Raw genomic sequence first — 25,611 nt, forward strand, 5'->3', positions numbered from 1 at the left:
GCGCTTTTTTTATGCGTGGCCGGGGCCCAAACCAGCGCGGGAGGTACGCGCTGTCACTGCCAGTCTGACCGCAGTGTGATGTTTTCTTAACGGGTGAACGGATGAAACTGGATTCAGAACTGGCTGAGAAGCCTTATTACAGCACGCGTACCGCCGCCAAGTTGCTCAATGTCTCGTTGGGCACCGTACAGAAGATGGTGGAGCGCGGCGAACTCGGGGCCTGGAAGACCAACGGCGGCCACCGCCGTATTCACAAGGAGACCGTGCACCGCCTGCTGGCCACGCGAGTCGGCCAGGAACTGCCGTCGGTGCACGAGCTTGACCTGGTGGTATTCCACCCCAATCACCAGGAAGCCCAGCGCATCCACGCGCAACTGGGCAAATGGGGCCTGCCCCTCAAGAGCGTGGTGGTGGAGGACGTGGTGGATACCATCATTACGTCGGTCAGCTCGCACCCGCGGGTGGTGCTGTACTACGTGGAAGAACTCAGCGACGCCGAATCGGCGACCATCGAGAAGCTGCAGAACTTCTTCACCCGCCAGAATGTCATCTTCGCCGTGATCACCAACCGCCAGGCCTATGACGGCGTGGCCGACGCCCTGCAGCACTGGGGCATCATGGTCTTCCTGAAGACGCCGTCGCTGGAAGAGGTCAAGGGCTTCCTGCGCGCGCAGCTGATGATGACGCGCGGCGCGGCCGGCTGAACCAGCCACCTGGCCGGCCGGCGCGCGCCGGCTTACCGCACGGCGGCCGGCTTCAGGCCAGTTCCGCCACCGCGGCCGGTTCAGGCCGCGGGACCGCCGCCTCCATCATCCAGCCGTAGAGATTGCGCGGGTCCGGTGGCGTGGCCACCAGCTCCACGTGGCTGCCGCGGTGCCGCGCATGGGCCGCGGCATGGATCCAGCGCAGCGCGGCGTAGTCCTCCAGCGCGAAGCCGACCGAATCGAACACCGTCACTTCGTCCGCGCCGCCGCGTCCCGGCGCGCGGCCGCCCAGCACCTCCCACAATTCCGTGACCGGCGCATCCGCCGGCAACTGCTGGATCTCGCCCTCGATGCGGGTCTGCGGTGCGTACTCGACCACGATGCGCGCCGCGCGCAGGATATCCGCGTGCAGTTCGGTCTTGCCCGGGCAATCGCCGCCCACCGCGTTGAGATGCATGCCCGGCGCCACCATGTCGGGCGTGAGGATGGTGGCGCGCGTCTTGTCCGCGGTGACGGTGCTGACGATATCGGCGCCGCGCACCGCGTCGCGTACCGACGCCACCGGCACCACCTTCAATCCCGGCACGGCGGCCAGGTTGCGCGCCAGCCGCGCGCTCGCCGCCGGGTCGATGTCGTAGGCGCGGATCTCGCGGATGCCCAGCATGGCGTGGAAGGCCAGCGCCTGGAACTCCGCCTGCGCGCCGTTGCCGATCAGCGCCATCGTGGCGGAGCCGGGCCGCGCCATGGCCTGCGCGGCCAGCGCCGAGGTGGCGGCGGTGCGCAGCGCGGTGGCCAGCGTCAGATCGCACAGCAGCAGCGGGAAGCCGCTCGCCACCTCGGCCAGCACGCCGAAAGCCATCACCGTGGGCATGCCGACCAGCGCGTTGCGCGGATGGCCATTGACGTACTTGAACGCGTATTGCACGCCGTCGCTCACCGGCATCAACTCGATCACGCCACCGGCCGAATGCGCGGCCAGCCGCGCCGATTTGTCGAACGCATCCCAGCGCATGAAATCCTGGCGGACATGATGCGCGATCTGCGCGATGGCGCTGGCGACGCCCGTCTCGCGCACCAGCGCCGCCACGTCGGCGGCGTCGAGGAAGCGGGTCATGGCGATCTCCTTCATGGTGCTCTCCCTGTCGTGTCTTGTCTTGTTGTCTTGTTGTCGTGTCGTCCTGCCGCCCGGCTCAGGCGGCAACCGCTGCCGCGGCGGTGCGACCGGCACCCGCGGCCTGCCCCGCCGCGCTGGTGCGGTCAAGCCGCAGCGTCATGCAGTAGGCGCCGCCACCGGACAGCATGAACGGCGACAGGTCCACCTCGCGCAGCTGGTAGCCGCGCTGGCCCAGCTCGGCGCGCAGGTGCGGCGTGGTACGTGTCATCACGATCTGGTCGTGCAGGTTGACCGCGTTGACGCTGAAGTGGCGCAGGTCGTCCTCGCTCGCCTCGATGCGCAGGCTGGCCGGCACGCGCTCGCGCAGCGTGCGCAGCGCCTCCTGCGTGAACGCGGGCGGGTAGTAGAGGATCTCGCCGCCGGACAGCGGGCAGAAGCACACGTCGAGGTGATAGCTCTGCTCGGTCGCCAGTTCCAGCGCCACCACCTCGCGGCCGAAACGGCTGCCCATGACATCGGCCGCCGCGCGCGTCGAACGCGGGCCGAAGCCGGCCCAGAAATGACCGCGCACCGCATCCCAGATGCAGTCGCCGGCGCCCTCCTGGTAGCAGCCCTCGGGCAGCACGCTGACCGAATCGATCAGGCCGCGCTCGCGCAGGCCCTCGAAGATCCTGGCGAACGGGACTTCCTCGCCGGCGCGCTCCGGATAGCGAAAGCGCGCCAGCACCGCATGGCCGTCCAGCACCACGGCTGCGTTGGCGGGGAACACCATGTCGGGCAGGCCAGGCGCGCCCGGGGCGGTCTCCACCACGAAGCCGGACGCCTGCAAGGCCGCATGCAGCGCTGCGAAGGAACCCACCGCGTGCTGGTGCATGCCGCGCGGATCACGCGCCCAGAGGCCCGGATCCATCCACGGATTGATGCTGTAGGACACGTCGTAGTGGGTCGGGTCGACAAGCAGGATGGTGGGCTGGTTGGTCACGCTGGCTCCTTGGTGGTTGACGCGCGGTGGACGCGCGGTGACTGGGGATGCCTGCATTCTGGTGCAGTGCGGCGCTAACCAAAAGCCAGCAAACTGCGCAATTCCGCTGCTATGATTTGCAATATGCAAGGTCATATTGGCGAATCGCCAATCGGGGCCGCAAGTGCGCCCCAAGACCCACCAGGAACCGCCATGGACGACACCGACCGCCAGTTGCTAGCCCTGCTGCGCGACAACGCCCGCATGCCCGCCACTGCCCTGGCCAAGGCCCTGCGCGTGTCGCGCGCCACCGTCCAGAACCGCATCGACAAGCTGGAGAGGGAGGGGCTGATCGTCGGCTACACGGTCCGCCTCAAGCCGGAAGCCGAGACCCACCGCATCCGCGCCTGGACGACCATCGCCGTGGAGGGCAACAAGGCTCGCCAGGTGCTCCAGGCCCTGCGCGGCGAGCCCAATGTGCAGACGCTGCACACCACCAACGGGCGCTGGGACATCATTGCCGAACTACGCGCCGACACGCTCGAGGCGTTCGATCGTACGCTCGACCGGATCCGCCTGATCGACGGGATCGGGGCCACCGAGACCAGCATCCTGCTGTCGAGCTACAAGCTCTGAACACCGTTGCGGCGTTCAGCCCGCCGCCACGCCTCGCAGCCGTTCGCGCTGCGTCTCTTCATGCAGGACCTGCCCGCTGGGCCGCAGCAGGTCGCGCAGCGATACCACGCCGACCAGGCGCATCGATTCCAGATCCGCCACCACCGGCAGGCGCCCCACGCTCAGTTCCGCCATGCGCCCGGCCGCGACGCGCGCGGTCTGGGCAGGCAGCAGCACCTGATCCGGGCGCAGCGGCGTCATCAGCTCGCGTCCGCTCATCGATGCGCCTTCGCGCCCGCGCAAGGCATTGCGCTCCAGCATGCCGGCCACGCGCCCGCCGCACAGCACCGGATAAGCGCGATGCGGCGCGTGCTCGCCGAAATACCGCGGCCACAGGGCGCTGACGGGCTGGTCGCCATCCACGCTCACCACCGCGGTGGTCATCAGGTCCGCCACATGCTGGCGCTCAAGCGGGTCGACCCCGTATTCGCGATAGATATGCAGCCCGCGGCGGGCGATCTTCTCGGTCATGATCGACCGCTTCATGGTCAGCACGGTGAAGCCGTGCGCGACGGCGGTGGTCAGCAGCAGCGGCAGCAGCGCGTTGCTGTCATGCGTCAGCCCGAAAGCGAAGACGATGGCGGTCAGCGGCGCGCCGAGCACGCTGCCCAGCACGCCCGCCATGCACACCAGCGCCCAGAGCTCGGGCGAGCCACCGGGCAGGACTGCGCCAAGCGCCACGCCGAGCCCGGCACCGAGCATCAGCAGCGGGGCCAGCACCCCGCCCGAGGTACCGGAGCCGAGCGCGACGACCCAGATCACCGCCTTGACCGCCAGCAGGGCCAGCGCGACCTCCAGCGCCAGGCGGTTATGCAGCAGGTCGGCGATCACGTCATAGCCCACGCCGAGCGCGCGCGGTTCGAAGTAGCCACCGATGCCGACCACCAGGCCGCCGATGGCGGGCCACCACATCCAGTGCAGCTTGAGCCGCGAGAACTGGTCTTCGGTGCGGTACAGGGCCAGCGTCAGCGCCGCGCCGAGCACGCCGCACAGCAGGCCCGCGACCACGCAGGAGCCAAGGGCGGCGGTGGATACCGGCGCCGTCTGCATGGCAAACAGCGGGCCGGACTCGAATACCAGCGGGCGCAGGAAGCCAGCCATCGCGCAGGCCAGCGCCACCGGCAGCAGGCTGCGCGGGCGCAGCTCGAACAGCAGCAGCTCCACCGCCAGCAGCACCGCCGCCACCGGCGTGCCGAAGATCGCCGTCATGCCGGCGCAGGCCCCGGCCACCAGCAGCGTCTTGCGCTCGGCGGCGGTCAGGTGCAGGTATTGCGCGAGCAGCGAGGCGATCGAGCCGCCGGTCATGATGATCGGGCCTTCGGCCCCGAATGGCCCGCCGCTGCCGATCACGATGCCGGAAGACAAGGGCTTGAGCACCGCCACGCGCGGCGACATCTTGCTCTTGCCGAACAGCACCGCCTCGATGGCCTCGGGGATGCCATGGCCGCGGATCTTGTCGCTGCCGTAGCGCGCCATCAGCCCCACCAGCAGGCCTCCGGCCACCGGCACCAGGATCACCCACGCGCCCAGCGCGTGCTGCGCCGGCGAGCGCTCCGCCAGCGACAGCGTCTGGTAGAAGAAAAGGTTGGTGAAGAAGCGAATCAGGTTCAGCAGCAGCACGGCAGCCGCCGTGCTGATGGCGCCGATCACCGGCGCCAGCGCGGCAAGCAGCAGCAGGCGCCGGCTGACGGCGTAGTCGCGTTTTTCAAAGTGCATGATGAGGCTCGCGCGGGGCGTGTAAGAGGCTTATGTGGGGCACGCGGGGCTTGCAGCATCGCAAGCGCCGAGACAGCGCAATGTATCACGTCATGATATATTTGCGGACCGGTTTGCTGCAGCGCAGCCAAGGTGACGACGCGCTACGCATGATGCGTAGCCGCCAGCCGCCTGCCCGCGCCGCCCGCTTTCGTCCCGCCGCTTCCAGAACCGCAGAACCAGGCCCGTCCATGCCACCATCCCAGGCCCCCTCCCTAGCCGAACTCACGCCAGCGCGGGCGCGCGCATGGCTGCGAGCCTTCGTTCCCACGCCCATTGCCGGCAGCAAGCGCGAGCGCTTCAAGAGCTGCCTGGGCGCGCTGCTCGGCCTGCTGGTCACCGAATGGATCAGCCGCCGCTTGCTGGGCGGGGTCAACCCGTGGTTCGTGGCGCCGATGGGGGCCTCGGCGGTGCTGCTGTTCGCGGTGCCGGCCAGCCCGCTGGCGCAGCCGTGGTCCATCATCGGCGGCAACCTGGTGGCGGCCCTGATCGGCGTGGCCTGCGCGCGCTGGATTCCGGACCCTGGCCTGGCCGCCGCCGTGGCGGTGGCGCTGGCCATCGTCATGATGTTCCAGCTGCACTGCGTGCATCCGCCCAGCGGCGCGGTGGCGATCACCGCAGTGTTCGGCGGCCCGGCCGTCGCCAAGCTCGGTTTCGGCTTCGTGGCGTTCCCGGTGCTGCTCAACTCGATGCTGCTCCTGCTGATCGCGCTGCTGTTCAACAACGCGCTGCGCCGGCGCTATCCGCACCGCCCGGCCGACCACGCCAACCCGCACCGCACCGCCGATCCGCTGCCCAGCGAGCGCGTGGGCTTCAATCGCGCCGACCTCGACGAGGTGCTCAAGACGCGCGGCGAATTCCTCGACATCGAAGAAGACGACCTGGAAGAAATCCTGGTGGCGGCGCAGATGCGCGCCTATCGCCGCCGCTTCGGCGACGTGCGCTGCGAGCACATCATGTCGCGCGACGTCGTCACGGTGCAGCCTGGCCACAGCGGCGTGCAGGCCCGCGCCCTGCTCAACCGGCACGGCCTGCGCACGCTGCCGGTGGTGGACGAAGCACACCGCCTGGTCGGCATGCTCAACCTGGTCGACCTGCTCGCCGTGCGCGCCGGCGCCAGCCAGCCACGCGCGGGCAACGCGGGTGACCTGATGCACACCGGCGTGGCCACCGCCCGGCCCGAGCAGCCCATGGTGGAACTGGCGCGCGCCTTCTCCGACGGCGGCCTGCACGAGATGCCGGTGGTGGATGCGCAGCGGCGCCTGCTGGGCATCGTCACCCAGTCGGACCTGATCGCCGCGCTGCTCGAACAGGGACCGCCGGCGCAGGCCGAGGCACCGGCCCCGCGCTGAAGCGTGTAAAGCGGCCCGGCGGGCGGCGCGGAGCGCCGCGGGCGTTACCCGGCGGCCTCCCGCCCTGCCCGGGGGTGCCACGCAGCGGCGGCATCCCCGCACCGATCGGCGCAGGCCCGCGCGCGCCACGCGGAACGCGCGGGCCGCAGTGCGGCATCCGCACTGCAGCATTTTTTCCCGCGCGCGCCGGCGCACGCGTTATCGGCCGGAAGGGTCTATGTTTTCCTATATATTGTCGGCGTTCCCGTCACGCCGGCATGTCCGGACATACGCCCGATGAGCTCCAGCCAACTGATTGAAAAACTCGCCGCCGTGCTTGCGCTGGTCGTCCTGATCGGCGGCTCGCTGCTGGTGCTGGCGCCCTTCACCACCGCCCTGCTGTGGGCCGCCATCCTCGCCTTCAGCTCCTGGTACCCGTATTCGGTGCTGTCGCGCTGGCTGGGCAACCGGCGCAGCCTGGCCGCGGTGATCTGCGTGCTGCTGGCCGCCGTGATCGTGCTGGGCCCCTTCGTCTACGCGGGCGCCAGCTTCTCCGCCCATATCGACGAGTTGTCCGGCCTGGTCGACCGTTTCGTGGACAACGGCCTGCCGGCGCTGCCGGACTGGCTGACCGGCCTGCCCTACGTGGGCAACTACCTGCAGAACAGCTGGGACAAGGTGATCCACGCCGACTCCGACATGGTGGCCAACCTGCGCAAGCTGATCGCGCCGGTGGGCCACGCGGTGCTGGGCGCGGGGCTTTCGATCGGCGCCGGGCTCGGGCAGCTGGCATTGTCCATCGTGCTGGCGTTCTTTTTCTATACCGGCGGCGAATTCGCGGTGGCGTGGCTGCGCGCGGGCATGCGCCGCATCGCCGGCGAGCGCGCCGACCACCTGCTGGCGCTGGCCGGCAATACCGTCAAGGGCGTGGTCTACGGCGTGCTCGGCACCGCCTTCGTGCAGGCGGTGCTGGCCGGCATCGGCTTCTGGATCGCCGGCGTGCCCGGCGCGGCCATCCTTGGCTTCGTCACCTTCTTCCTCTCGGTGATCCCGGTGGGCCCGCCGCTGGTGTGGATCCCGGCCGCGCTGTGGCTGTACCACACCGGCTCGCTGGGCTGGGCCATCTTCATGGTGGTGTGGGGCGTGGGCGTGGTCAGCATGGCCGACAACATCATCAAGCCGCTGCTGATCAGCAAGGGCACCGACATGCCGCTGATCTGGGTCATGCTGGGCGTGTTCGGCGGCGCGCTGGCCTTCGGCTTCCTCGGCGTGTTCATCGGGCCCACGCTGCTGGCGGTGGCCTACGCGCTGCTGCGCGACTGGACCATCGGCTCGCAGCACCCGGCCGATCCGCCGCGCGTGCTCGCACAAGGCAAACCCGTCACCACGGCCGAGGACGTGGCGGGCTCCGGCAAGGCATGAGCGAAGCCGGCCGCGGCGAGACCAGTCCGGGCGCGCCCGGCACGCCAGTCGCGCCGGCGGCGCTGGCGCATCTGGTGGCCTGCGAATACTGCGACGCGGTCTACCAGCGCGAGCGCCTTGGCACCGGCGAGCGGGCGCTGTGCCTGCGCTGCGGTGGCCAGCTCTACCGCGAAAGCTCGCGCGCCTATGCGCGGCTGCTGCCGCTGGTGCTGGCCGCGCTGATCCTGTTCGCGGTGTCCAACGCCTACCCGATCGTCGAGATGGATCTCAAGGGCGTGCGCACCGAGACCACGCTGTGGGGCGCGGTGCTGGCGCTCCATGCCGACAATATGTCGCTGGTGGCGATCCTGGTGTTCGCCACCACCATCCTGTTTCCGCTGACCGAGATGCTGATGATGCTGTACCTGCTGGTGCCGATGGCGCGCCACCGCATGCCGGCCGGCTTCGAGCGCATCGTGCGCGGCATCCGCCAGACCCGTCCCTGGGGCATGATCGAGGTCTTCATGATCGGGGTGCTGGTCACGCTGGTGAAGCTTTCCACCATGGCCCAGGTGCTGCCCGGCGTGGCGCTGTGGTCGTTCGGCGCGCTGGTGGTGGTGCTGGCGGCGATGCTGTCGTTCGACCCGCGCGACTTGTGGCAGTACCTGGACGAGGAGCCGCCGCGATGAGCGCCGCGCCCGACCACACCCCGCCCGGCAGCGACCAGCACGGGGGCAAGCGCGGCAACGGCGCCCTGGCCCGCTCGCGGCGCATAGCCGCCGGCGTGGTGGCGGAACTGACCGACGACGACGAGGCAAAGCCGCTGCCGCAGGTGCCCACCGCCACCTCGATGGGGCTGGTGTCCTGCCACGCCTGCGACGCGCTCAGCCCGCGCGCGCTGGCGGGCGAGCCCTGCCCGCGCTGCGGCGCCACCCTGCACCACCGCAAGCCGCAGAGCCTCACGCGCACCTGGGCCTTCCTGCTGTCGGCCTTCATCCTCTATATCCCCGCCAACCTGCTGCCGGTGATGGTGACCCAGTCCATCCTCGGCACGCAGCGCGACACCATCTTCTCCGGCGTGGTCTACCTGTGGCTGTCGGGATCGAACCTGCTGGCCATCGTGGTGCTGATCGCCAGCATCGTGGTGCCGCTGCTGAAGATGATGATCCTCACGCTGCTGCTGCTGTCCGTGCACTTTCGCTCGCGCTGGCGCATCCGCCAGCAGACCAGGCTGTACGGCCTGGTGGAAGTCATCGGCCGCTGGTCGATGCTCGATATCTTCGTGGTAGCGCTGCTGGCCTCGCTGGTGCGCGCGGGCGCGCTCGCCACCATCATCCCCGGCGCCGGTGCCATGGCCTTCGGCTCCGTGGTGGTGCTGACCATGCTGGCCTCACTCAGTTTCGATCCCCGCCTGCTGTGGGATTCGCTGGATACAAACGATGCCCGACCTTGACAACCCCTCTGCTCCGCCGCCACCTCCGCCGCTGCCGCCCGCGCCCGAGCGCCGCAGGCGCGCACGCTGGCTGCCCTCGCTGGTATGGCTGATTCCGATCGTGGCCGCCGTGGTCGGGCTCTCGCTGCTGATCCACACGCTGGCCGAGCGCGGCCCCGGGATCACGGTCACCTTCCGCACCGCCGAAGGCCTCACGCCTGGCAAGACGCCGGTGCGCTACAAGGACGTGGACATCGGCCTGGTCAAGTCGGTGCGCCTGGCGCCTGACCGCTCGCACGTGATCGCCAAGATCGACCTGACCCAGGACGCGGCCAGCTTTTCCGCCAAGGACACACGCTTCTGGGTGGTGCGCCCGCGCTTCGCCACCAGCGGCATCTCGGGGCTGGAGACGCTGCTGTCGGGTGCCTATATCGGCGTGGACGCCGGCAAGTCCGAGGAGCGCGTGCGCGACTTCACCGGGCTCGAAGTGCCGCCCGCGGTCACCACCGATGCCTCGGGCAAGCAGTTCCTGCTGCGCGCCGCCGATCTCGGCTCGCTCGACATAGGCTCGCCGGTCTACTACCGCCGCGTGCAGGTGGGGCAGGTGGTGGCCTACCAGCTCGAGCCCAACGGGCGCGATCTCTCGCTGCGCGTGTTCATCAACAAGCCCTACGATAACCTGGTCACGGCCGATACCCGCTTCTGGCACGCCAGCGGCGTGGACATCAAGCTCGACGCCGGCGGCTTCAAGCTCAATACGCAGTCGCTGGTGACGGTATTGCTGGGCGGCGTGGCCTTCCAGGCGCCGGACGACAGCAGAGTGACCGCGGCCGCCAACGAGAACACCCAGTTCCTGCTCTCCAGCGACCAGACCGAAGCGATGAAGGAGCCCGAGGAACTGATACCATCGCTCGCCGTGCTGAACTTCGACCAGTCGGTGCGCGGGCTCTCGCCCGGCGCGCCGGTCGACTTCCGCGGCGTGGTGGTGGGCCAGGTGCGCTCGATCGGCATCGAGTACCTGAGCGACAAGAAGGCCTTCCGGCTACCGGTGGTGGTGGAACTCTATCCCTCGCGCATGGGCTTCCGCGCGCGCGACATGGAAGACGTCAATCGTGCCCGCAACATCGTCCAGACCCTGATCAAGCGCGGCATGCGCGCGCAATTGCGCACCGGCAACCTGCTGACCGGGCAGCTCTACGTGGCGCTGGACTTCTTCCCCAAGGCGCCACCGGTCAACGTGGACCTCAACGCCGCGATGCCCGAACTGGCCACCACGCCGGGCACCTTCGACGAACTCCAGGCCAAGCTGGGCGACATCGTCAACAAGATCGACAAGGTGCCGTTCGAGCAGATCGGCCAGGACGTGCGTACCTCCATGGCCTCGCTCAACACCATGCTCGCCGGCGCCGACAAGCTGGTCAGCCAGCTCAACGGCGACGTGGCCCCGCAGGTGGTGGCCGCGCTGCAGGACGCCCGCAAGACGCTCAGCGCCGCCAGCGGCACGCTGGCCTCCGACGCGCCGCTGCAGCAAGACACGCGCCGCATGATGCAGGAGCTCACGCGCACCGCGGCGTCGCTGCGCGCGCTGACCGACTACCTGGAACGCCACCCCGAAGCGCTGGTGCGCGGCAAGCCGGAGAAACAATGATGACCCGCAAGATGATGTCTGCCGTGCTGCTCGCCCTGCCGCTCGCGGCCGCGCTGCTGCCCGGCTGCGCCTCGCCCGATCCGCGCTATTACACGCTGGCGCAGGGCGCCGGCGGCGCCGACGCAGCCGCTCCCGCCGCCGCCGCACAGCCGATGTGGATCGAGGTGGCGCCGGTGCGCGTGCCGGAGCGGTTGAACCGCCCCCAACTGGTGGTACGCGACGGCCAGGACGGCGAGCTCAGGCTGCTCGACCTGTCGCGCTGGTCCGCGCCGCTGCCCGACGAACTTCGCGATGCGCTTTCGCAGCAGCTGCAGGCCCGGCTCGGCGCGGTCGACACCTACCAGCAGGGCCTGTCGGACGTGGCGCCGGTGTACCGCATCACGACCGAAGTGGTGCGCCTGGAGGCCAGCGTCGGCCAGCGCGCCAGCGCCACCATCAACTGGACCGTGCGCCGCCTGCCCGATGGCAAGATCAGCGCCGGCCGCACCCAGGCCGAACTGCCGGCGCCGGGCGCGGTGGACGGCGTGGTGGCCGCCTACCGCCAGATCGTGGCCAACACGGCCGACGACATCGCCGCCGGCATGGACGCATTGCGGCGCTGACCGCAGGGGTAGCCCCCGCCGCTGTTCAGTCTTCGGCCTGCGTACCGTTGCCGCGGCAACTGCGCCGCCGCTCGGCTTCCGCCATCGCCGCCAGGCACTGCGCCGGCCCGCCGTCCACCAGCTTCACGGAGCAGGCCAGCATCAGGTTCTTGCCCAGGCCGAAATCCTCCACCACGAAGCCGCGCGCATCGAGCATCTCGCCCGATGCGGCCTTCGCCACGCCCACCCGCTCGAGCAAGGTGCCGGCGTCGCTGCTGTAGCCCCACACCGGCTTCTGCAATGCCACCGCGAAGCCGACCTCGAACACCGTCCCCGAATCCGGCTCGCCGGGCCCGCGGAAGTCGTCGAGATTGGCCATCACCATATCGGCGCGGCGCAGCAGGTTGATATTGGCCTCGTAGATCCAGCGTGCGGTATCGGGCCCCGGCAGGCCCGCCGGGGCGGCCTTGTCGAGCGGATACAGGCCCGCAAAGCCGTGCTGGGCGCACAGCGCTTTCAGGCGTTCGCCGTAGGCGACGGCGTTGGCACGGAAGACGTCGAAACCGGCTAGGTAGATCGATTTCATCTTGGCTTTGGTGTCGGGGGTTGGGTGTCGGCTGGTGCCATGGACTAAGTGACGCTCGAGGATAGCCGATCTGACGGCGAGGGCGGGTTTTTGCGGCGGCCGCCCTATACTGAACACGCGGCCCGGCGGCACGCAGCGGGACGCTGCCACCGGGACACGGCAGCTGCCCCGGCCGATACACAACCCTCACCCGCGTCAGGAGTCACCCATGGGACGCAAATACATCGATTGCCGCGATTTCCCCAGCGAGTCCAAGTGCACGGTCGCCCTCAGCGCCGACACCGAGGACGAACTGCTCCAGGTCGCCGTGCAGCATGCGGTGCAGGTCCACCAGCACGAGGATGGACCGGAGCTGCGCCAGATGCTCAAGAGCGCCTTCAAGGACATCAACCCGCCGGCATGAGCGCGGGCCCCTCATTCGCAAGGCGTGATGCCGGCCACCCGCCGGCATTTTTTTTGCGTGGCGCCCGGCGCCGGACATTGTCGCGGGCGTCAATGGCAGCAGGGTGACGCACCGGTTACACGGCCGTGACGGCGCAGATGGCATGCATGCGCGCCCCGGTCATCGCGCGCAAGGCATGCCGAAGCTGGCGAATGTGCCATTGACGCCGCGTTATATACCGTCATATATTGCGCATTTGGCAGGCTTGCGGGCCCGTCCTGCCTGCTAAGTCCGCTACTCCAGCTACCCCAGCTACGCCAACCTGCGCACCGCCATGCCCATGCAACCGATCCCCGCTTCGCCCGCCCTGCCCCGTCGATCGCGCGGCACCCGCCGGACCGCTTCGTTCGCGGCCGGCCTGCTGCTGTCCGCCACGCTGGCGCTGTCCGCGCCGGCCGCCTTCGGCGCCGACCTGGTGGTATCGGCCGCAGCCAGCCTGACCAACGCCTTCAAGTCGCTGGCGGAGTCCTATGAGCGCGCGCATCCGCAGACCAAGGTGATCCTGAACTTCGGCGCCTCGGACGTGCTGATGCAGCAGATCGTCAACGGCGCGCCGGCCGACGTGTTCGCCTCCGCCGACCAGGATGCGATGACCAAGGCCGAGGCCGCGCGCGTGGTGAACGCCTCGACGCGCCGCGACTTCGCCGCCAACCAGCTCGCGCTGATCCTGCCGGCCGACAGCAAGCAGGAAGTGGGCAAGCTGCAGGATCTGGCCAAGCCCGAGTTCAAGCGCATTGCCTTCGGCAACCCGGCCTCGGTGCCGGTGGGCCGCTATACCAAGGGCGCGCTGGAAGCCGCGGGCGTGTGGGACGCCGTGTCGGCCAAGGGCGTGATGGCGCAGAACGTGCGCCAGAGCCTGGATTACGTGGCGCGCGGCGAAGTCGAGGCCGGCTTCGTCTTCGCCACCGACGCGGCCATCATGCCGGACAAGGTCAAGGTGGCGCTGCGCGTGCCGACCCGCCAGCCGGTCACCTACCCGATCGCCGTCACCGCCATCGCCAGGCAGCCGGCCGAGGCCTCCGCCTTCGTCAGCTATGTGCTGTCGGCCGAAGGCCAGGCCGTACTGGCCAAGTATGGCTTCCTGAAGCCCTGACCCTCACGCGCGAGCCGGGTGCGGGAACCGGGCCCGGCTCCTCCCGCCGCCGGCCCGCCTGGTCCGGCCGGCCATCCTTATGAATTCCCTGCAATCCGTCTGGGTCCCGCTGGCGCTGTCGCTCAAGGTAGCGGGCTGGGCCACCGTGCTCAACACTGTGCTCGGCGTGGCCGCGGCTTATGCCTTGTCGCGCTGGCGCTCCGGCGCGCGCGACGTGGTCGACGCCATCCTCACGCTGCCGCTGGTGCTGCCGCCCACCGTGATGGGCTATTACCTGCTGGTCATGGTGGGGCGCCGCGGCGTGCTGGGCGAATGGCTGGGCCGCGCCGGCATCGAGCTGGTCTTCACCTGGCAGGGCGCGGTGCTGGCGTCCACCATCGTCGCCTTCCCGCTGGTGCTCAAGTCCGCGCGCGCCGCCTTCGAGGGTGTGAACACCCAGTACGAGGACGCCGCGCGCGTGCTCGGCACGCCGGAGGCCGGCATCTTCTTCCGCGTCACGCTGCCGCTGGCCGCGCGCGGCATCATCGCCGGCGTGCTGCTGGCCTTCGCGCGGGCCCTGGGCGAGTTCGGCGCCACCCTGATGGTGGCCGGCAACCTGCCGGGCCGCACGCAAACCTTGTCGGTCGCCATCTACGAGGCCGTGCAGGCCGGCGACGACAATACCGCCAACCTGCTGGTGCTGGTGACCTCGGTCACCTGCGTGGTGCTGCTGGTGGCGGCAGGCCGGCTGGTGCCATCCAGCCGCAAGGCCTTAGGGTAGATCCGCCATGAGCATGCATGTGACAGTCCGCAAGGATCTCGGCTCCGACGACCGCCGCTTCTCGCTGGACATCGCCTTCGACTCCACGAGCCGCCGCATCGCGCTGTTCGGCCCCTCGGGCGCGGGCAAGAGCCTCACGCTGCGGGCCATCGCCGGCCTGCTGCGGCCCGACAGCGGCCGCATCGTGCTGAACGACCGCACCCTGTTCGACAGCCAGGCCCATGTCAACGTACGCCCGCAGGAGCGCCGCGTGGCCTACCTGTTCCAGGACTACGCGCTGTTTCCCCACCTGACGGTGGCGCAGAACATCGCCTTCGGGCTCGAGCGCGGCTGGCGCAACCCGCGCCGCAAGGCCAGCCACCCCGAAGCACGGCGCTGGATCGATGCCTTTGGCCTGGGCGCGATCACCGGCAACTATCCCGGCGAGATCTCCGGCGGCCAGAAGCAGCGCACGGCGCTGGCGCGCGCGCTGGTTGCACAGCCGGACATCGTGCTGCTCGACGAGCCGTTCTCCGCGCTGGACCCCGCGCTGCGCGTACGCATGCGCACCGAGCTGAAGGCCTTGCAGGCCGATCTCGAGGTGCCGATGCTGGTGATTTCGCATGACCCCGATGATGTGGAAGCGCTCGGGGATCATGTGCTGGAGGTGCGCGACGGGCGCATCCACGGGGGCGGGCCGGTGAAAGGCCATCCGCAGGTCTATGCGCCGGCATCGGCGCGGGTGTAGCCACCCGCGCCCCGCTCCTGCCTTACCCCGCGCGCAGCAGGTCCACGTAGGCGGTTTCCACCAGCTGCTCCTGCGCCACCCCGAGCCTGGCCAGCAAGGCGTGCGCTTCGGCCACGCCCGCCGCGGCCGGCTCGCCTTCGGCCAGCACCACTTCCAGCTCGAGGAAATCTCCCAGCCCTTCCACCCGGTCCAGGTGCACGCGCGTGCGGCCCGCCAGGTAGAGCACGCGCGTCTTGCGCACACGTCCGTCCTCGCCCCAGGCCGCCGCCAGCGCGGCACGCAATGAATCGGGTGCCGCCGTCGGCGAGATGATGTAGTGGCTCTCCCTGGGCCCGGCCTGGTCGGCGCGCGCGTAGAAGATCAGTTGCCCCTCGCCCGAGGCAAACGCGCGCAGCTTCAGCCGGCCGCTGGCGCAGCGGAAGAAGGTATCGTCCTGCTCGATCCGTTCCGGCCCGTGATCGGCCAGCGGGGCCACCAGCGGGACCAGCGCATCGATGCTGGCGATGCGGGCCTTGATTTCCACGTTTCTAGGCATGTCGTGTTTCCGTGTTTCCGTGTTTCCGTGTTTCCGTGTTTCCGTGCTGGTTGCGCGGTGTCGCGGCATCTCAGTCCAGCAGCAGCCGCGCGGCGATGACCCACATGGTGATGCCGATCACGATCTCCAGCACGCGCCACGCCGTGGGCCTGGCGAACACCGGCCGCAGCAGCGCGGCGCCGTAGCCCAGCGCGAAAAAGAATACGAACGAGGCCACCATCGCCCCGGCCGCGAAAGCGCTCGCGCGTCCGGCGAACTGGGTGGAAACCGAGCCGATCAGCATCACCGTATCGAGGTACACATGCGGGTTGAGCCAGGTCAGCGCCAGGCACACCGCCAGCGTGGCCGCCAGCGGACGCGGCTGCGCATCGCTCGGCGCGAGTACGCCCGAGGTGCGCCACGCGGCCCAGAAACTGCGCGCGCCGTACCACAGCAGGAAGGCCGCGCCGCCGTAGCGCATGGCGTCGCCAAGCCACGGGAGCTTGCGCATCAGCACGGCGAAGCCCGACACGCCCATCAGGATCAGCGCGGCGTCGGACAGCGCGCACACCAGGCAGACCCAGAACACGTGCTCGCGCCGCAGGCCCTGGCGCAGCACGAAGGCATTCTGCGAGCCGATGGCGAGGATCAGCGACAGCCCCAGGCTGAAGCCGGCAATGGCGGCGTCCATGCTCAGCGCCCTCCCGCCGGCAGGCCGGCGCGCGCCGTGCAATGGCCGTGCGGCCAGCAAAAAATGGTCAGGCGGGAGCGATGCCCGGGCGTTTTCTTCATTCGGTTCTTGTTGTTCTGCTCATTGCCGCCGCTGCAGCCGCCACCGCCGCTTCTGCCGCCGCGGCGCGGAGGCCGGATTCTAGCGCGGCCGGGCGCCGCGCCGCTCACAGGGTGCCGAGGATCACGCTCGAAGCCTTGAACACGGCCAGCGCACGGCTGCCTTGCACGAGCCCCAGCGCCGCCACGCTGTCGCTGGTGACGACGGACACCACGGTGCCGCCGCCATCGAGTTCGAGCGCCACTTCGGTGCTGACCGCGCCGGGCAGCACGCGCGCCACGCTGCCGGGCAACTGGTTGCGTGCCGACAGCCGCAGGCCCGAGTCCGGCAGGCCAAGCAGTACCGAGGACGCCTTGACCAGGGCAAAGGCCTCCACGCCCGGCGCCAGGCCCAGCGTCTGCACGCTTTCATGGGTGATCGTGGCGATGACCTGCTGGCCGCCCGCCAGCGCCAGCGCGACCTCGTCGTTGACGGCGCCGGCGCGGATCGCCGCCACCGTGCCGAACAGCTTGTTGCGCGCGCTGGTCCGGACCATGAAGCGGCGGATCAGGTCGAGGTCATCCTGCGCGGGCTCGGCAAGGTTGCCCAGGCTGGCAAGGTGGGCGATGAAGCGCTGGTGTTCCAGCTCGAGCGCGCGATAGGTACGGATCAGGCTCTGGCCGCGCGCGGTCAGCACCGTGCCGCCGCCGCCCTTGCCGCCGGTGGCGCGCACCACCAGGGGCTCGCCAGCGCTGTTGTTCATCGCGTCGATGGCGTCCCAGGCGGCCTTGTAGCTCAGGCCCACGGCCTTGGCCGCGGCGGTGATCGAGCCGTGCTCGCCGATCGCCGCCAGCAGGGCGATGCGCTCGCGGCCGCCCCAGTCCCGGCTGCCGGAGCGAAACCAGATCGCACCGTCGAGTTCTAGCATGCGTGGAGGGGCGCTGCGCCAGGGCAGCGCCGCAAAGTGGCACAGCCAGCTATGGTAATGCCAATCCGGACATGCCGGCGCGCCTAGCCCTGGTGGGCGGGGATATACCAGCGCATCATGCTGCCGGCGAAATACTGGCGGTCGAACTGGCGCAGCAGGCGCCACGCCGTAAACGGGTCGACGGCCAGGTCGACCCAGGCCCACGGGTGCTCCGGGTCACCCTCGCGCACCATTTCCACCGAGATGACAGGCGCGTAGGGCGCCAGCTTTTCGCGCAGCATCGGTTCGGTCACATCGCGGTGCAGGCCCCGGATGAGTACCTTCATGTCGTGCTCCCGATAGGAGGGGCGCGCGTACGCGTGGACGGCACCGGCCCTTGTTGTTTCAACCATTGTAGGCGGCGCGGGCCGGCAAGGCGCTACCCCATGATGTGCACGCCGCCATCCACGTAGACGGTGTTGCCGGAAATGCGGCGCGCGTACGGCGTGGCCAGGTAGGCGGTGGCGAAGCCCACGTCCATGATGTCCACCAGCTCGCCGAGCGGCGCGCGCCCGGCAGCGTCGGCCAGCAGCCGCTCGAAATCCTTCAGGCCGGAGGCGGCACGGGTCTTGAGCGGGCCGGGCGAGATCGCGTGCACGCGGATGCCGCGCGGGCCCAGCTCGTGCGCCAGGTAGCGGCAGGTGGCCTCGAGCGCAGCCTTGACCGGACCCATCAGGTCATAGTTCGGCACCACCCGGACGGCGCCCTCGTAGCTCATCGCGAACAGGCTGCCGCCGTCGCTCATCAGCGGCACCGCGCGCCGCGCCAGGCGCACGAAGGAATGGCAGGACACATCCATGGCGCGCGCGAAGCCGGACGCCGACGAATTGAGCAGGCCACCGTGCAGGTCCTCCCTCGGCGCGAACGCCACCGAGTGGACCAGCGCGTCGAGCTTGCCCCATTGCTGCGCGATGCGCTCGAACAGCGCCTGCTCCTGCGCGGGATCTTCCACGTCGAGCGGCATCAGGATGGTCGCGCCTACCGCCTCGGCCAGCGGCGCCACATGCGGGTAGGCCTTGTCGTTGAGATAGGTCAGCGCGATCTCGGCGCCAAGCTCGCGGAAGGCGCGCGCGCAGCCCCATGCGATGGATTCCGCATTGGCCACGCCGACCACCAGCACGCGAGCGCCCAGCAAGGGGGGATTCGGAACTTGCGTCATGAGAAGCCTCGTTCGTTCAGGAGTTGGATTCGGCCGCATCGGTGGCGCCGGCTGCCGGCACGGGCGCGCCGACCGGCGCCGGCCGTGCCGTGTGATCGGTACCCAGCACGCGCGCAACCTCGCGGTAGCGCGCCAGCCTCGCGCCTTCGAGCGGCGCGCGCACGGTAAGGATGCGGTGGATCGCCACCATCACGCGGTGGCGCTGCGCGCCGTCCGGCAACAGCTGTGGCAACGCGGCCACCGCGCGCGCGGGATCGAGCCCGACGATAAAACTCTGGCGCTTGACCGTGGCCTTGACGGTCGCAATGTCCGGTTGCTGCGCCAGGTGCTCCTTCGCCATCTTGCGCATCAGGTTGAAGGGACGCTCCTCGATCCCCGCGCTCTCGTCGGCGACATAGGCAAGGATTCGCATGAAGGCATCCAGCGGCGTGCCCTGGTCGATCTGCTGCCGCGCATCGTGGATGCGACGGGCGGTCAGCTCCTCGCGCAGCGCCACGCTTTGCGGCGGCGGCCCGCGCCGCTGCGCGCCGGGCGCGAAGCCCACCAGCGCAGACAGCCAGGGCGACTGGTACAGCGCCTCGAACAGCTGCTCGCAGCCAGCGTCGCGCTGGTCGCGCCAGGCATCCAGCATGCGCACGATGCCGTCCGACGCAGCGCGCTCCAGCGCCAGGAAAGGATTGTCCTGCGCCACGGGCTGGCGCGCCTCGCGCACCGCGGGCGCCAGCGCTGCAATCCACGCCATCCACGGATTCGCGTCGGACGCCAGCGAGCGCTCCAGCCGCGCGGGATGCATCTGCCGCATTGCGTAGGCGCCCGCTTCGGAGGTCACGGCCTGCAGCGCCGGCGAGACAAAGGTGTCATACAGGCGCTGATTGACCTGCGCCACGCGCCGCACCACCTCGAAGGCCTGCTCGTCTTCGCGGCCGTCGTCGAGCGCGAGGATATCGGCGATGGTCCGGCGCTCGAAGCGCACCAGGTAGCGGCCGTCGATCAGCTCCAGGTGCGAAGTATCAGGTGCGATGTCCTCGATGCGCGCCTCGTACAGGCCGGGCGGCAGCACGTCGATCAGGTCCAGCGCGGAGATCAGCTCGGTGTGCTCTCGGTTGGCCACGCTGGCCGAGACAAAGATGCCGAGGTGCCCTACTTTCTCGTGCAGGCAGTAGACGATGACCTGTTCGTTGGCGACGATCTCGTCGACGCTGGCGTAGAGATCGGGGATCCAGTCCAGCGCCTGCTGCGGCGGCGTGATGTTGTCGCCCCAGGAAGCAAAGACCACGATCGGCGAGCGCACGTTGCGCAGGTCCACCGTGACGTTGCCGTCGGCGCTGCGCACCTCGCCGGCCGTGAGATGGTTGCCGACGAACAGGTTCTGCACGATCCAGTCGATCTCGGCGCGGTTGAGCAGGAAGTGGCCGCCCCACCAGCGCTCGAACGCGAGGAAACGCTCGCGCTCGGTGTCGGCGTTCGCGTACACGTCGTAGAGCTTCTTCCACAAGGTGTTGGCGGGATTGAGCTGCTCGAAGTTCTGCACCAGCCAGGCGCCGTCGAAGCGGCCGTTGCCGAGATCGGCCGCGAGCGACGCCAGCCAAGAGCCGCCCAGCAGGCCACCGCTGTAGCGCATCGGATTGCGCCCGCGCACGCCGGCCCAGTACGACAGCGGCGAGCCAGCGAGCAGGAGCGGCCCGGGCAGATCGGGCGCGGCCGCGGCCAGCATCATCAGCGCCCAGCCACCCTGGCAATTGCCGATCACGAAGGGCTTGCCCTGCGCATGCGGGTGCCGCTCGACCACGGCCTGGAGGAACACGGCTTCGGCGCGCGCCACGCTCTCGATGGTCTGCCCCGGGCACGGCACGGGGAAGAAGGTGACGAAGTAGCAGGGATGGCCGCGCCGCAGCGCGATGCCGATCTCGCTGTCGATCTTGAAGCCGCCGATGCCGGGGCCGTGCCCGGCGCGCGGATCGATGACCACGAAGGGCCGACTGGTGTCGTCGCTGTCTTCGCAGCCCGGCGGCGGCAGCACGCGCAGCAGCGCATAGTTGGCGGGCTGCGCGAGCGTGCGGCCGTCGACCACGATCTCGTGGCTGAACGCCAGCACCGGCGGCATGCCTTCGCGCTCGTGCTCCAAGGTCTGGTTGCCGCGCTCGCGCAGGATGTCCAGCAACAGGATGCCGCGCTGCCAGGCATCGATGGCGTAGGACCACGCGGGGGGCATCGGCAGCCCGGATCCCCGGCCCCCGTATTCGCTGCCAGACTGGATGACGGGTACACGTGCGTTCACTCGGCTTCCTCCTGCATGTGGCGTTGGAGGCAGGGGCAGGCACCGGGTCGTTGCCGGATTGTTGCCCTGCAGCACAGCAAATCTACCAGCGGTCCCGACGCTTGACAAGCGCCCTCCGGCGCCGCGCGGGCGCCACTCGGCCACGGACGCGCCAAGCCATGCCGCGCTTGCGCGGTGTCATCTTGGCGCCCGCAACATGACCTATACTTGGCTTTGCTTTTTTTGCGCGACGCAGCACGCCCCCGCGCGCCGACGCTGGATCGACTCACCCGGATCGACTCACCCGGACGCACTGGAAAGCCGATGACCCAGAATCTCGACAAGTATTCCGTCCTGCTCGCGCGCTGCGCCGACCTGCCCGCCATTCCGACCGCCGTGGCGCACCCCTGCGATGCATCCTCGCTCGGCGGCGCGCTGCAGGCGGCCAGCCTCGGCCTGATCGTGCCGCTGCTGATCGGGCCCGCCGCGCGCATCCGCCAGGTCGCCGAGGCCAATGCGCTGGCGCTGGGCGACGCCGTACTGATCGACGTGCCACACAGCCACGCCGCCGCCGCGCGCGCGGTGGCGGCGATACGCGCCGGCGAGGCCGAGTTGCTGATGAAGGGCAGCCTGCACACCGACGAGCTGATGCACGAGGTCACCGCCTCCGCGACCGGCCTGCGCACCGCGCGCCGCCTCTCGCACGTGTTCGCCATGGACGTGCCCAGCTATCACAAGCCGCTGTTCATCACCGATGCCGCGGTCAACATCTTCCCCACCCTCAACGACAAGGCCGATATCTGCCGCAACGCGATCGACCTGCTGCGCGTGCTCGGCATCGCAAGCCCCAAGGTGGCCATCCTCTCGGCGGTGGAGACGGTCACCGACAAGATCCCCTCCACCATCGACGCCGCGGCGCTGTGCATGATGAGCCGGCGCGGGCAGATCGAAGGCGGCATCCTCGACGGCCCGCTGGCATTCGACAACGCCATCAGCCGCGAGGCCGCCGTCACCAAGGGCATCGTCTCCGAGGTGGCGGGCGACCCCGACATCCTGCTGGTGCCGGACCTCGAATCCGGCAATATGCTGGCCAAGCAACTCACCTTCCTGGCCGGCGCCGAAGCCGCCGGCATCGTGCTGGGCGCACGCGTGCCCATCATCCTCACCAGCCGCGCCGACAGCGTGCGCGCGCGCATCGGCAGCTGCGCCATCACCGTGCTGCTGGCGCATGCGCGGCGCACCGCCCAGGCGAGCGCCGCGGTCTGAATCGCCGCATCCGGTCGTTCCCATCGATGTTGTTGCAAGGAGGCATGCCAGCGTGAGCGCCACCCATCCCACCATTCTCGTCGTCAATGCCGGCTCGTCCAGCGTCAAGGTCTCGGTCTACACCGTACCCGAGGCCGCGCACGCCAGCCCCGACATCAACCCGGTGCTCAGCGCGCACGGCCAGATCGAGGGCATCGGCGTGGCGCCGCGCCTGACCGCGAGCATGGCCGACGGCCGCGTGGTCGCCGACGAACGCTTCCCGGTGGCACAGGTGGCCGATCACGACGCCGCCTTCCGACTGATCCGCCTGGTGCTCAGCATCGGCCTGCGCGATGCGCCGCCGGTGGCGATCGGCCATCGCGTGGTGCATGGCGGCGCCGATTTTTCCGCGGCGGTGAAGATCGACGACGAGGTGATCGCCAGGCTCGAGGCACTGGTGCCGCTGGCGCCGCTGCACCAGCCGCACAACCTCACCGCGATCCGCGCGGTGCGCACGGCGGCGCCGGCGCTGCTGCAGGTGGCCTGTTTCGATACCGCCTTCCACGCCGGGCACGACGAGATGGCGCAGCTGCTGGCGCTGCCCTACGAATACTTCGAGCGCGGCATCCGCCGCTACGGCTTCCACGGCCTGTCCTACGAGTACATCGCGCGCCGGCTGCAGCAGGTGGCGCCCGATCTCTCCGCCGGCCGCGTCATCGTGGCGCACCTCGGCAACGGCGCCAGCCTGTGCGCCATGCGCGAGGGCCGCAGCATCGAATCCACCATGGGCCTCACCGCGCTCGACGGCCTGCCGATGGGCACGCGCTGCGGCGCCATCGACGCCGGCGCCGTCCTGTGGCTGTCGCAGCAAGGCATGAGCACCAAAGACATCGAGACCATGCTGTACCAGGAATCGGGGCTCAAGGGCTTGTCCGGCGTGAGCAGCGACATGCGCGCCCTGCTGGCCAGCGACGCGCCGCGCGCGCGCCTGGCGATCGATTTCTACGCCTACCGCGCCGCGCAGGAAATCGGCAAGCTGGCCACCACGCTGGGCGGGCTCGACGCGCTGGTGTTCACGGCCGGCATCGGCGCCAATTCGCCGCCCGTGCGCGAGCGGATCTGCGCGCGCCTGGCCGACCTGTTCGGCATCAGCCTGGACGCCGCCGCCAACGGCGAGAACCGCCAGCGCATCAGCCGCAACGGCAGCCGCGTGCCAGTGCTGGTGCTGCCCACGGACGAGGAGGGCATGATCGCGCTGAATACCGCGCGCATCATGCTGGCGGAGAAAGCGGCCTAGGACGCCAGATAGGCCTGCCGCAGGCGCCGCACATCCACCGCGAGCACCTCGCCGAGGTAAGCCGCCATGCCGCCGTAGTCCCGCTCGATGGCCTGCATCGACGCCTCCAGGTAGGACGCCCGCACTTCCAGCAGCGGCCGCATCACTTCGGGATCGACGCCGCCCTGCGCGGCCCGCGCGCTCATCTGCGCGTTGAAGCCCTGGTTCCAGTGATTGGACTCCAGGTAGTTGGCCATGATGGCTTCCCGGCCGACACCCAGGCCGGCGAGCAGCAACAACGACGCGAATCCGGTGCGGTCCTTGCCTGCGGTGCAGTGGTACAGCAGGTTGCCGCCCGCTTCCGCGGTCTTGAGGAAGCCGCCGAAGGCAGCCTGGTACTTGCGCGGAAAATCGCCGTAGACCTCCAGCATGAAGGCCTCCATCTGCGCGGGGCTGCCGTCACGCATGCGCGGCATCAGCTCCGCCATCGACATGCTGCCTTCGAGCACCGGCGTGGCGACCCAGCGGAAGGCCTGGCCGAACGCACCCTCTTCGGGCGATTTCTCGCCGGAAGAGCGGAAGTCGATCACCATGTCGAGTTGCAGCGCGCGCAGGCGCGCCATGTCGGCCACGCTGGCGAAGGCCGGATTGCCGCTGCGGAACAGCTTGCCGCTGCGCACGCGGCGACCGTCCTGCGTGCCGAGGCCGCCGAGGTCGCGCAGATTGACCACGTTGTCCAGCATCAGCGCCGTGGCTTGCGCTTCGTTCTCTCCAGCATGCATTGCTTGCCTCGGTCCTTATCCTGAATATGATCCGCGCGCATCAGCGCGCGCGGTGCGCGGGCACATGCCAGCGCGTATGGCAGCCAGCAATATAACGGTGATCGAGCCTTGCCACCAGTTTCCACACACTCATGGGATCGACATCGTCGAGATCCAGGTCGACCCAGGCCCACGGATGGGCGCGATCGCCGTCGCAGATCAGCTCCACATCCCTGACGCGCACATGGGCAGCCAGGGCTTCGCGCAGCCGGCCCGCGTCAACGCCAGCACGCAGGCCCATCACTAAAATCTTCATCATGCGCTCCAATATCTTCAGATCGCCGCGTGCGGTGTGCCGCGGCATGCATTGCGGCGCGCGACGCACTGGCCCGCGGCATGTGACGCCCGCCAGCCCATTGCCGCGCAATGGTCACAAGTTGTGACACCGAAATGCACGCGGGAAATCCACGCGCGAACCGACTCTTTGACCAGCGTCATGGACGCATCGGACCGGCCTCGACAGGCGGCGCCGGGCAGCGGGATAATTCCCAAGGCCATCCTCGCGCTGCCGCTGCCGGACGACCTGGCTCACGCGGCCGACACGGCCGATGGACCGCGCGCACGGCTGCAATGCGCCGCGTGCTGGCACAATACGGCCCATGAATCGTCTCTGGTCAAACTTCATCAAGCTGGTGCTGCTGCTGGTGCTCGGCGCAGCCCTGCTGGGCACGCTGGCGGTACTGGTGGCCCAGCGCCAGCTTCCCACGCTGGATGCGCTTGCCGCGTTCCGGCAGTCGCCCGGCTACGTCCCCATCGGCCAGTTGCCGCCCGCGCTGACGCAGGCGGTGGTCGCCATCGAGGACGAGCGCTTCTACCTGCACGACGGCATCGACTATGTCGGCGTGATCCGCGCCGGCGTGGCTAACCTGTCCGACGAGCTCTCGCAAGGCGCCTCCACCATCACCATGCAGGTGGCGCGCAACTTTTTCCTGTCGCGCCAGAAGACCTATACCCGCAAGCTATACGAGGTGCTGCTGTCCTACCGCATCGAACATGCGATGCGCAAGGACGAGATCCTCGAGCTGTACATGAACAAGATCTACCTCGGCCAGGGCGCCTATGGCTTCGCCGAGGCGGCCGAGGTGTATTTCGGCAAGCCTGTGGGGCAACTGACGCTGGCCGAGTGCGCGATGCTGGCGGGGCTGCCGAAGGCGCCCTCGGCCAACAACCCGGTGGTCAACCCGCGGCGCGCGCGGCAGCGGCAGGCTTATATCCTGCTGCGGATGTTCGAACTCGGCCGCATCGATCGCGGGCAGTACGACGCGGCGCTGCTGGAGCCGTTGAGGTTGAAGTAGGACCGCCGGCGCCGCGGCCTTGGGGCATGCCGCGGCCTGCGCACCGAGGCAAGAGCCGCCTTGCGGCATGTCACATCGGCACCGGGAAACATCCCCAT

Annotated in this window: 27 protein-coding genes; 15 read left to right on the forward strand and 12 right to left on the reverse strand. The window is 69.5% G+C overall.

All coding sequences use genetic code 11. The features are described 5' to 3' along the window. Positions 1-101 precede the first annotated feature (101 nt). Entirely contained in the window at positions 102-704 is a 603-nt protein-coding gene (locus AC1DKV_RS04670) for a helix-turn-helix domain-containing protein (protein ID WP_441612623.1), read from the forward strand. A gap of 52 nt (positions 705-756) precedes the next feature. Here the strand turns inward: AC1DKV_RS04670 and AC1DKV_RS04675 are convergent, their stop codons facing one another. Further along, positions 757-1,833, reverse strand: a complete 1,077-nt coding sequence (locus AC1DKV_RS04675) for an ornithine cyclodeaminase (RefSeq protein ID WP_441612624.1) — start codon at positions 1,831-1,833, stop codon at positions 757-759. Between the two features lie 61 nt (positions 1,834-1,894). Beyond that, positions 1,895-2,800 (reverse strand): dimethylarginine dimethylaminohydrolase family protein, encoded by a 906-nt coding sequence (locus AC1DKV_RS04680; protein WP_441612625.1) that lies wholly within the window; start codon positions 2,798-2,800, stop codon positions 1,895-1,897. Positions 2,801-2,992: 192 nt separating this feature from the next. Between AC1DKV_RS04680 and AC1DKV_RS04685 the strand changes: the two genes are divergently transcribed. Beyond that, positions 2,993-3,415: an Lrp/AsnC family transcriptional regulator gene (locus tag AC1DKV_RS04685; RefSeq protein ID WP_441612626.1), complete on the forward strand. Its 423-nt coding sequence runs from the start codon at positions 2,993-2,995 to the stop codon at positions 3,413-3,415. 15 nt (positions 3,416-3,430) lie between these two features. Here the strand turns inward: AC1DKV_RS04685 and AC1DKV_RS04690 are convergent, their stop codons facing one another. Continuing rightward, a complete protein-coding gene (locus tag AC1DKV_RS04690) occupies positions 3,431-5,170 on the reverse strand; it encodes a chloride channel protein (RefSeq protein ID WP_441612627.1) in 1,740 nt (579 codons plus the stop codon). Between the two features lie 230 nt (positions 5,171-5,400). Between AC1DKV_RS04690 and AC1DKV_RS04695 the strand changes: the two genes are divergently transcribed. The 6 genes from AC1DKV_RS04695 (at position 5,401) to AC1DKV_RS04720 (ending at position 11,623) form a co-directional block, all read left to right on the forward strand. Next, positions 5,401-6,561, forward strand: coding sequence for an HPP family protein (locus AC1DKV_RS04695; protein ID WP_441612628.1), 1,161 nt, complete (start codon positions 5,401-5,403; stop codon positions 6,559-6,561). A 276-nt stretch (positions 6,562-6,837) separates the two neighbouring features. Further along, positions 6,838-7,962, forward strand: coding sequence for an AI-2E family transporter (locus AC1DKV_RS04700; protein WP_441612629.1), 1,125 nt, complete (start codon positions 6,838-6,840; stop codon positions 7,960-7,962). Next, on the forward strand, positions 7,959-8,630 hold the full coding sequence (locus AC1DKV_RS04705; RefSeq protein ID WP_441612630.1) for a paraquat-inducible protein A: 672 nt from the start codon (positions 7,959-7,961) through the stop codon (positions 8,628-8,630). The genes AC1DKV_RS04700 and AC1DKV_RS04705 overlap by 4 nt, the downstream gene beginning before the upstream one ends. After that, complete coding sequence (locus AC1DKV_RS04710) at positions 8,627-9,394, forward strand: paraquat-inducible protein A (protein ID WP_441612631.1); 768 nt, start codon at positions 8,627-8,629, stop codon at positions 9,392-9,394. Before AC1DKV_RS04705 ends, AC1DKV_RS04710 begins: the two co-directional genes overlap by 4 nt. Further along, positions 9,381-11,021, forward strand: a complete 1,641-nt coding sequence (locus tag AC1DKV_RS04715; RefSeq protein ID WP_441612632.1) for a PqiB family protein — start codon at positions 9,381-9,383, stop codon at positions 11,019-11,021. The genes AC1DKV_RS04710 and AC1DKV_RS04715 overlap by 14 nt, the downstream gene beginning before the upstream one ends. Then, complete coding sequence (locus tag AC1DKV_RS04720; RefSeq protein ID WP_441612633.1) at positions 11,018-11,623, forward strand: PqiC family protein; 606 nt, start codon at positions 11,018-11,020, stop codon at positions 11,621-11,623. The genes AC1DKV_RS04715 and AC1DKV_RS04720 overlap by 4 nt, the downstream gene beginning before the upstream one ends. Before the next feature lie 25 nt (positions 11,624-11,648). On the opposite strand, the gene AC1DKV_RS04725 is transcribed toward AC1DKV_RS04720, so the two are convergent. Next, entirely contained in the window at positions 11,649-12,188 is a 540-nt protein-coding gene (locus tag AC1DKV_RS04725; RefSeq protein WP_441612634.1) for a nucleoside 2-deoxyribosyltransferase, read from the reverse strand. A gap of 208 nt (positions 12,189-12,396) precedes the next feature. On the opposite strand from AC1DKV_RS04725, the gene AC1DKV_RS04730 reads away from it, so the two are divergent. The 4 genes from AC1DKV_RS04730 (at position 12,397) to AC1DKV_RS04745 (ending at position 15,210) form a co-directional block, all read left to right on the forward strand. Then, positions 12,397-12,591, forward strand: a complete 195-nt coding sequence (locus AC1DKV_RS04730; RefSeq protein ID WP_441612635.1) for a DUF1059 domain-containing protein — start codon at positions 12,397-12,399, stop codon at positions 12,589-12,591. A gap of 319 nt (positions 12,592-12,910) precedes the next feature. Next, entirely contained in the window at positions 12,911-13,723 is an 813-nt protein-coding gene (gene modA / locus AC1DKV_RS04735; RefSeq protein WP_441612636.1) for a molybdate ABC transporter substrate-binding protein, read from the forward strand. Positions 13,724-13,811: 88 nt separating this feature from the next. Then, a complete protein-coding gene (gene modB, locus AC1DKV_RS04740) occupies positions 13,812-14,483 on the forward strand; it encodes a molybdate ABC transporter permease subunit (RefSeq protein ID WP_441612731.1) in 672 nt (223 codons plus the stop codon). 7 nt (positions 14,484-14,490) lie between these two features. Next, positions 14,491-15,210, forward strand: coding sequence for an ATP-binding cassette domain-containing protein (locus AC1DKV_RS04745; protein WP_441612637.1), 720 nt, complete (start codon positions 14,491-14,493; stop codon positions 15,208-15,210). 22 nt (positions 15,211-15,232) lie between these two features. Here AC1DKV_RS04745 and AC1DKV_RS04750 read toward each other — a convergent pair whose 3' ends face one another. The 6 genes from AC1DKV_RS04750 to AC1DKV_RS04775 form a co-directional block, all read right to left on the reverse strand. Then, complete coding sequence (locus tag AC1DKV_RS04750; RefSeq protein WP_441612638.1) at positions 15,233-15,745, reverse strand: class IV adenylate cyclase; 513 nt, start codon at positions 15,743-15,745, stop codon at positions 15,233-15,235. Positions 15,746-15,815: 70 nt separating this feature from the next. After that, the gene (locus AC1DKV_RS04755; protein ID WP_441612639.1) at positions 15,816-16,415 is read right to left on the reverse strand and encodes a LysE/ArgO family amino acid transporter; all 600 of its coding nucleotides are present in this window, start codon (positions 16,413-16,415) and stop codon (positions 15,816-15,818) included. A gap of 205 nt (positions 16,416-16,620) precedes the next feature. Then, positions 16,621-17,421 (reverse strand): TOBE domain-containing protein, encoded by an 801-nt coding sequence (locus tag AC1DKV_RS04760; RefSeq protein WP_441612640.1) that lies wholly within the window; start codon positions 17,419-17,421, stop codon positions 16,621-16,623. A gap of 83 nt (positions 17,422-17,504) precedes the next feature. Beyond that, on the reverse strand, positions 17,505-17,747 hold the full coding sequence (locus AC1DKV_RS04765) for an RNA recognition motif domain-containing protein (protein WP_441612642.1): 243 nt from the start codon (positions 17,745-17,747) through the stop codon (positions 17,505-17,507). Between the two features lie 92 nt (positions 17,748-17,839). Continuing rightward, positions 17,840-18,619 carry an enoyl-ACP reductase FabI gene (fabI, locus tag AC1DKV_RS04770; RefSeq protein WP_441612643.1) on the reverse strand — a complete coding sequence of 260 codons (780 nt, stop codon included), beginning with the start codon at positions 18,617-18,619 and terminating at the stop codon, positions 17,840-17,842. 16 nt (positions 18,620-18,635) lie between these two features. Further along, positions 18,636-20,897, reverse strand: a complete 2,262-nt coding sequence (locus AC1DKV_RS04775; RefSeq protein ID WP_441612644.1) for a DUF3141 domain-containing protein — start codon at positions 20,895-20,897, stop codon at positions 18,636-18,638. A gap of 303 nt (positions 20,898-21,200) precedes the next feature. On the opposite strand from AC1DKV_RS04775, the gene AC1DKV_RS04780 reads away from it, so the two are divergent. Together AC1DKV_RS04780 and AC1DKV_RS04785 are read left to right on the forward strand one after the other, a co-directional pair. After that, a complete protein-coding gene (locus tag AC1DKV_RS04780; protein ID WP_441612645.1) occupies positions 21,201-22,142 on the forward strand; it encodes a phosphate acetyltransferase in 942 nt (313 codons plus the stop codon). A 52-nt stretch (positions 22,143-22,194) separates the two neighbouring features. Then, positions 22,195-23,418 (forward strand): acetate/propionate family kinase, encoded by a 1,224-nt coding sequence (locus tag AC1DKV_RS04785; RefSeq protein WP_441612646.1) that lies wholly within the window; start codon positions 22,195-22,197, stop codon positions 23,416-23,418. Here AC1DKV_RS04785 and AC1DKV_RS04790 read toward each other — a convergent pair. Together AC1DKV_RS04790 and AC1DKV_RS04795 are read right to left on the reverse strand one after the other, a co-directional pair. Next, positions 23,415-24,179, reverse strand: a complete 765-nt coding sequence (locus tag AC1DKV_RS04790; protein WP_441612647.1) for a tyrosine-protein phosphatase — start codon at positions 24,177-24,179, stop codon at positions 23,415-23,417. The two genes, AC1DKV_RS04785 and AC1DKV_RS04790, sit on opposite strands and share 4 nt — an antisense overlap. A gap of 40 nt (positions 24,180-24,219) precedes the next feature. Next, positions 24,220-24,474, reverse strand: a complete 255-nt coding sequence (locus AC1DKV_RS04795) for an RNA-binding protein (RefSeq protein WP_441612732.1) — start codon at positions 24,472-24,474, stop codon at positions 24,220-24,222. Positions 24,475-24,817: 343 nt separating this feature from the next. On the opposite strand from AC1DKV_RS04795, the gene AC1DKV_RS04800 reads away from it, so the two are divergent. Next, entirely contained in the window at positions 24,818-25,513 is a 696-nt protein-coding gene (locus AC1DKV_RS04800) for a transglycosylase domain-containing protein (RefSeq protein WP_441612648.1), read from the forward strand. Positions 25,514-25,611: the final 98 nt, after the last annotated feature.

Source organism: Cupriavidus sp. 05T41 (genome assembly GCF_056396525.1).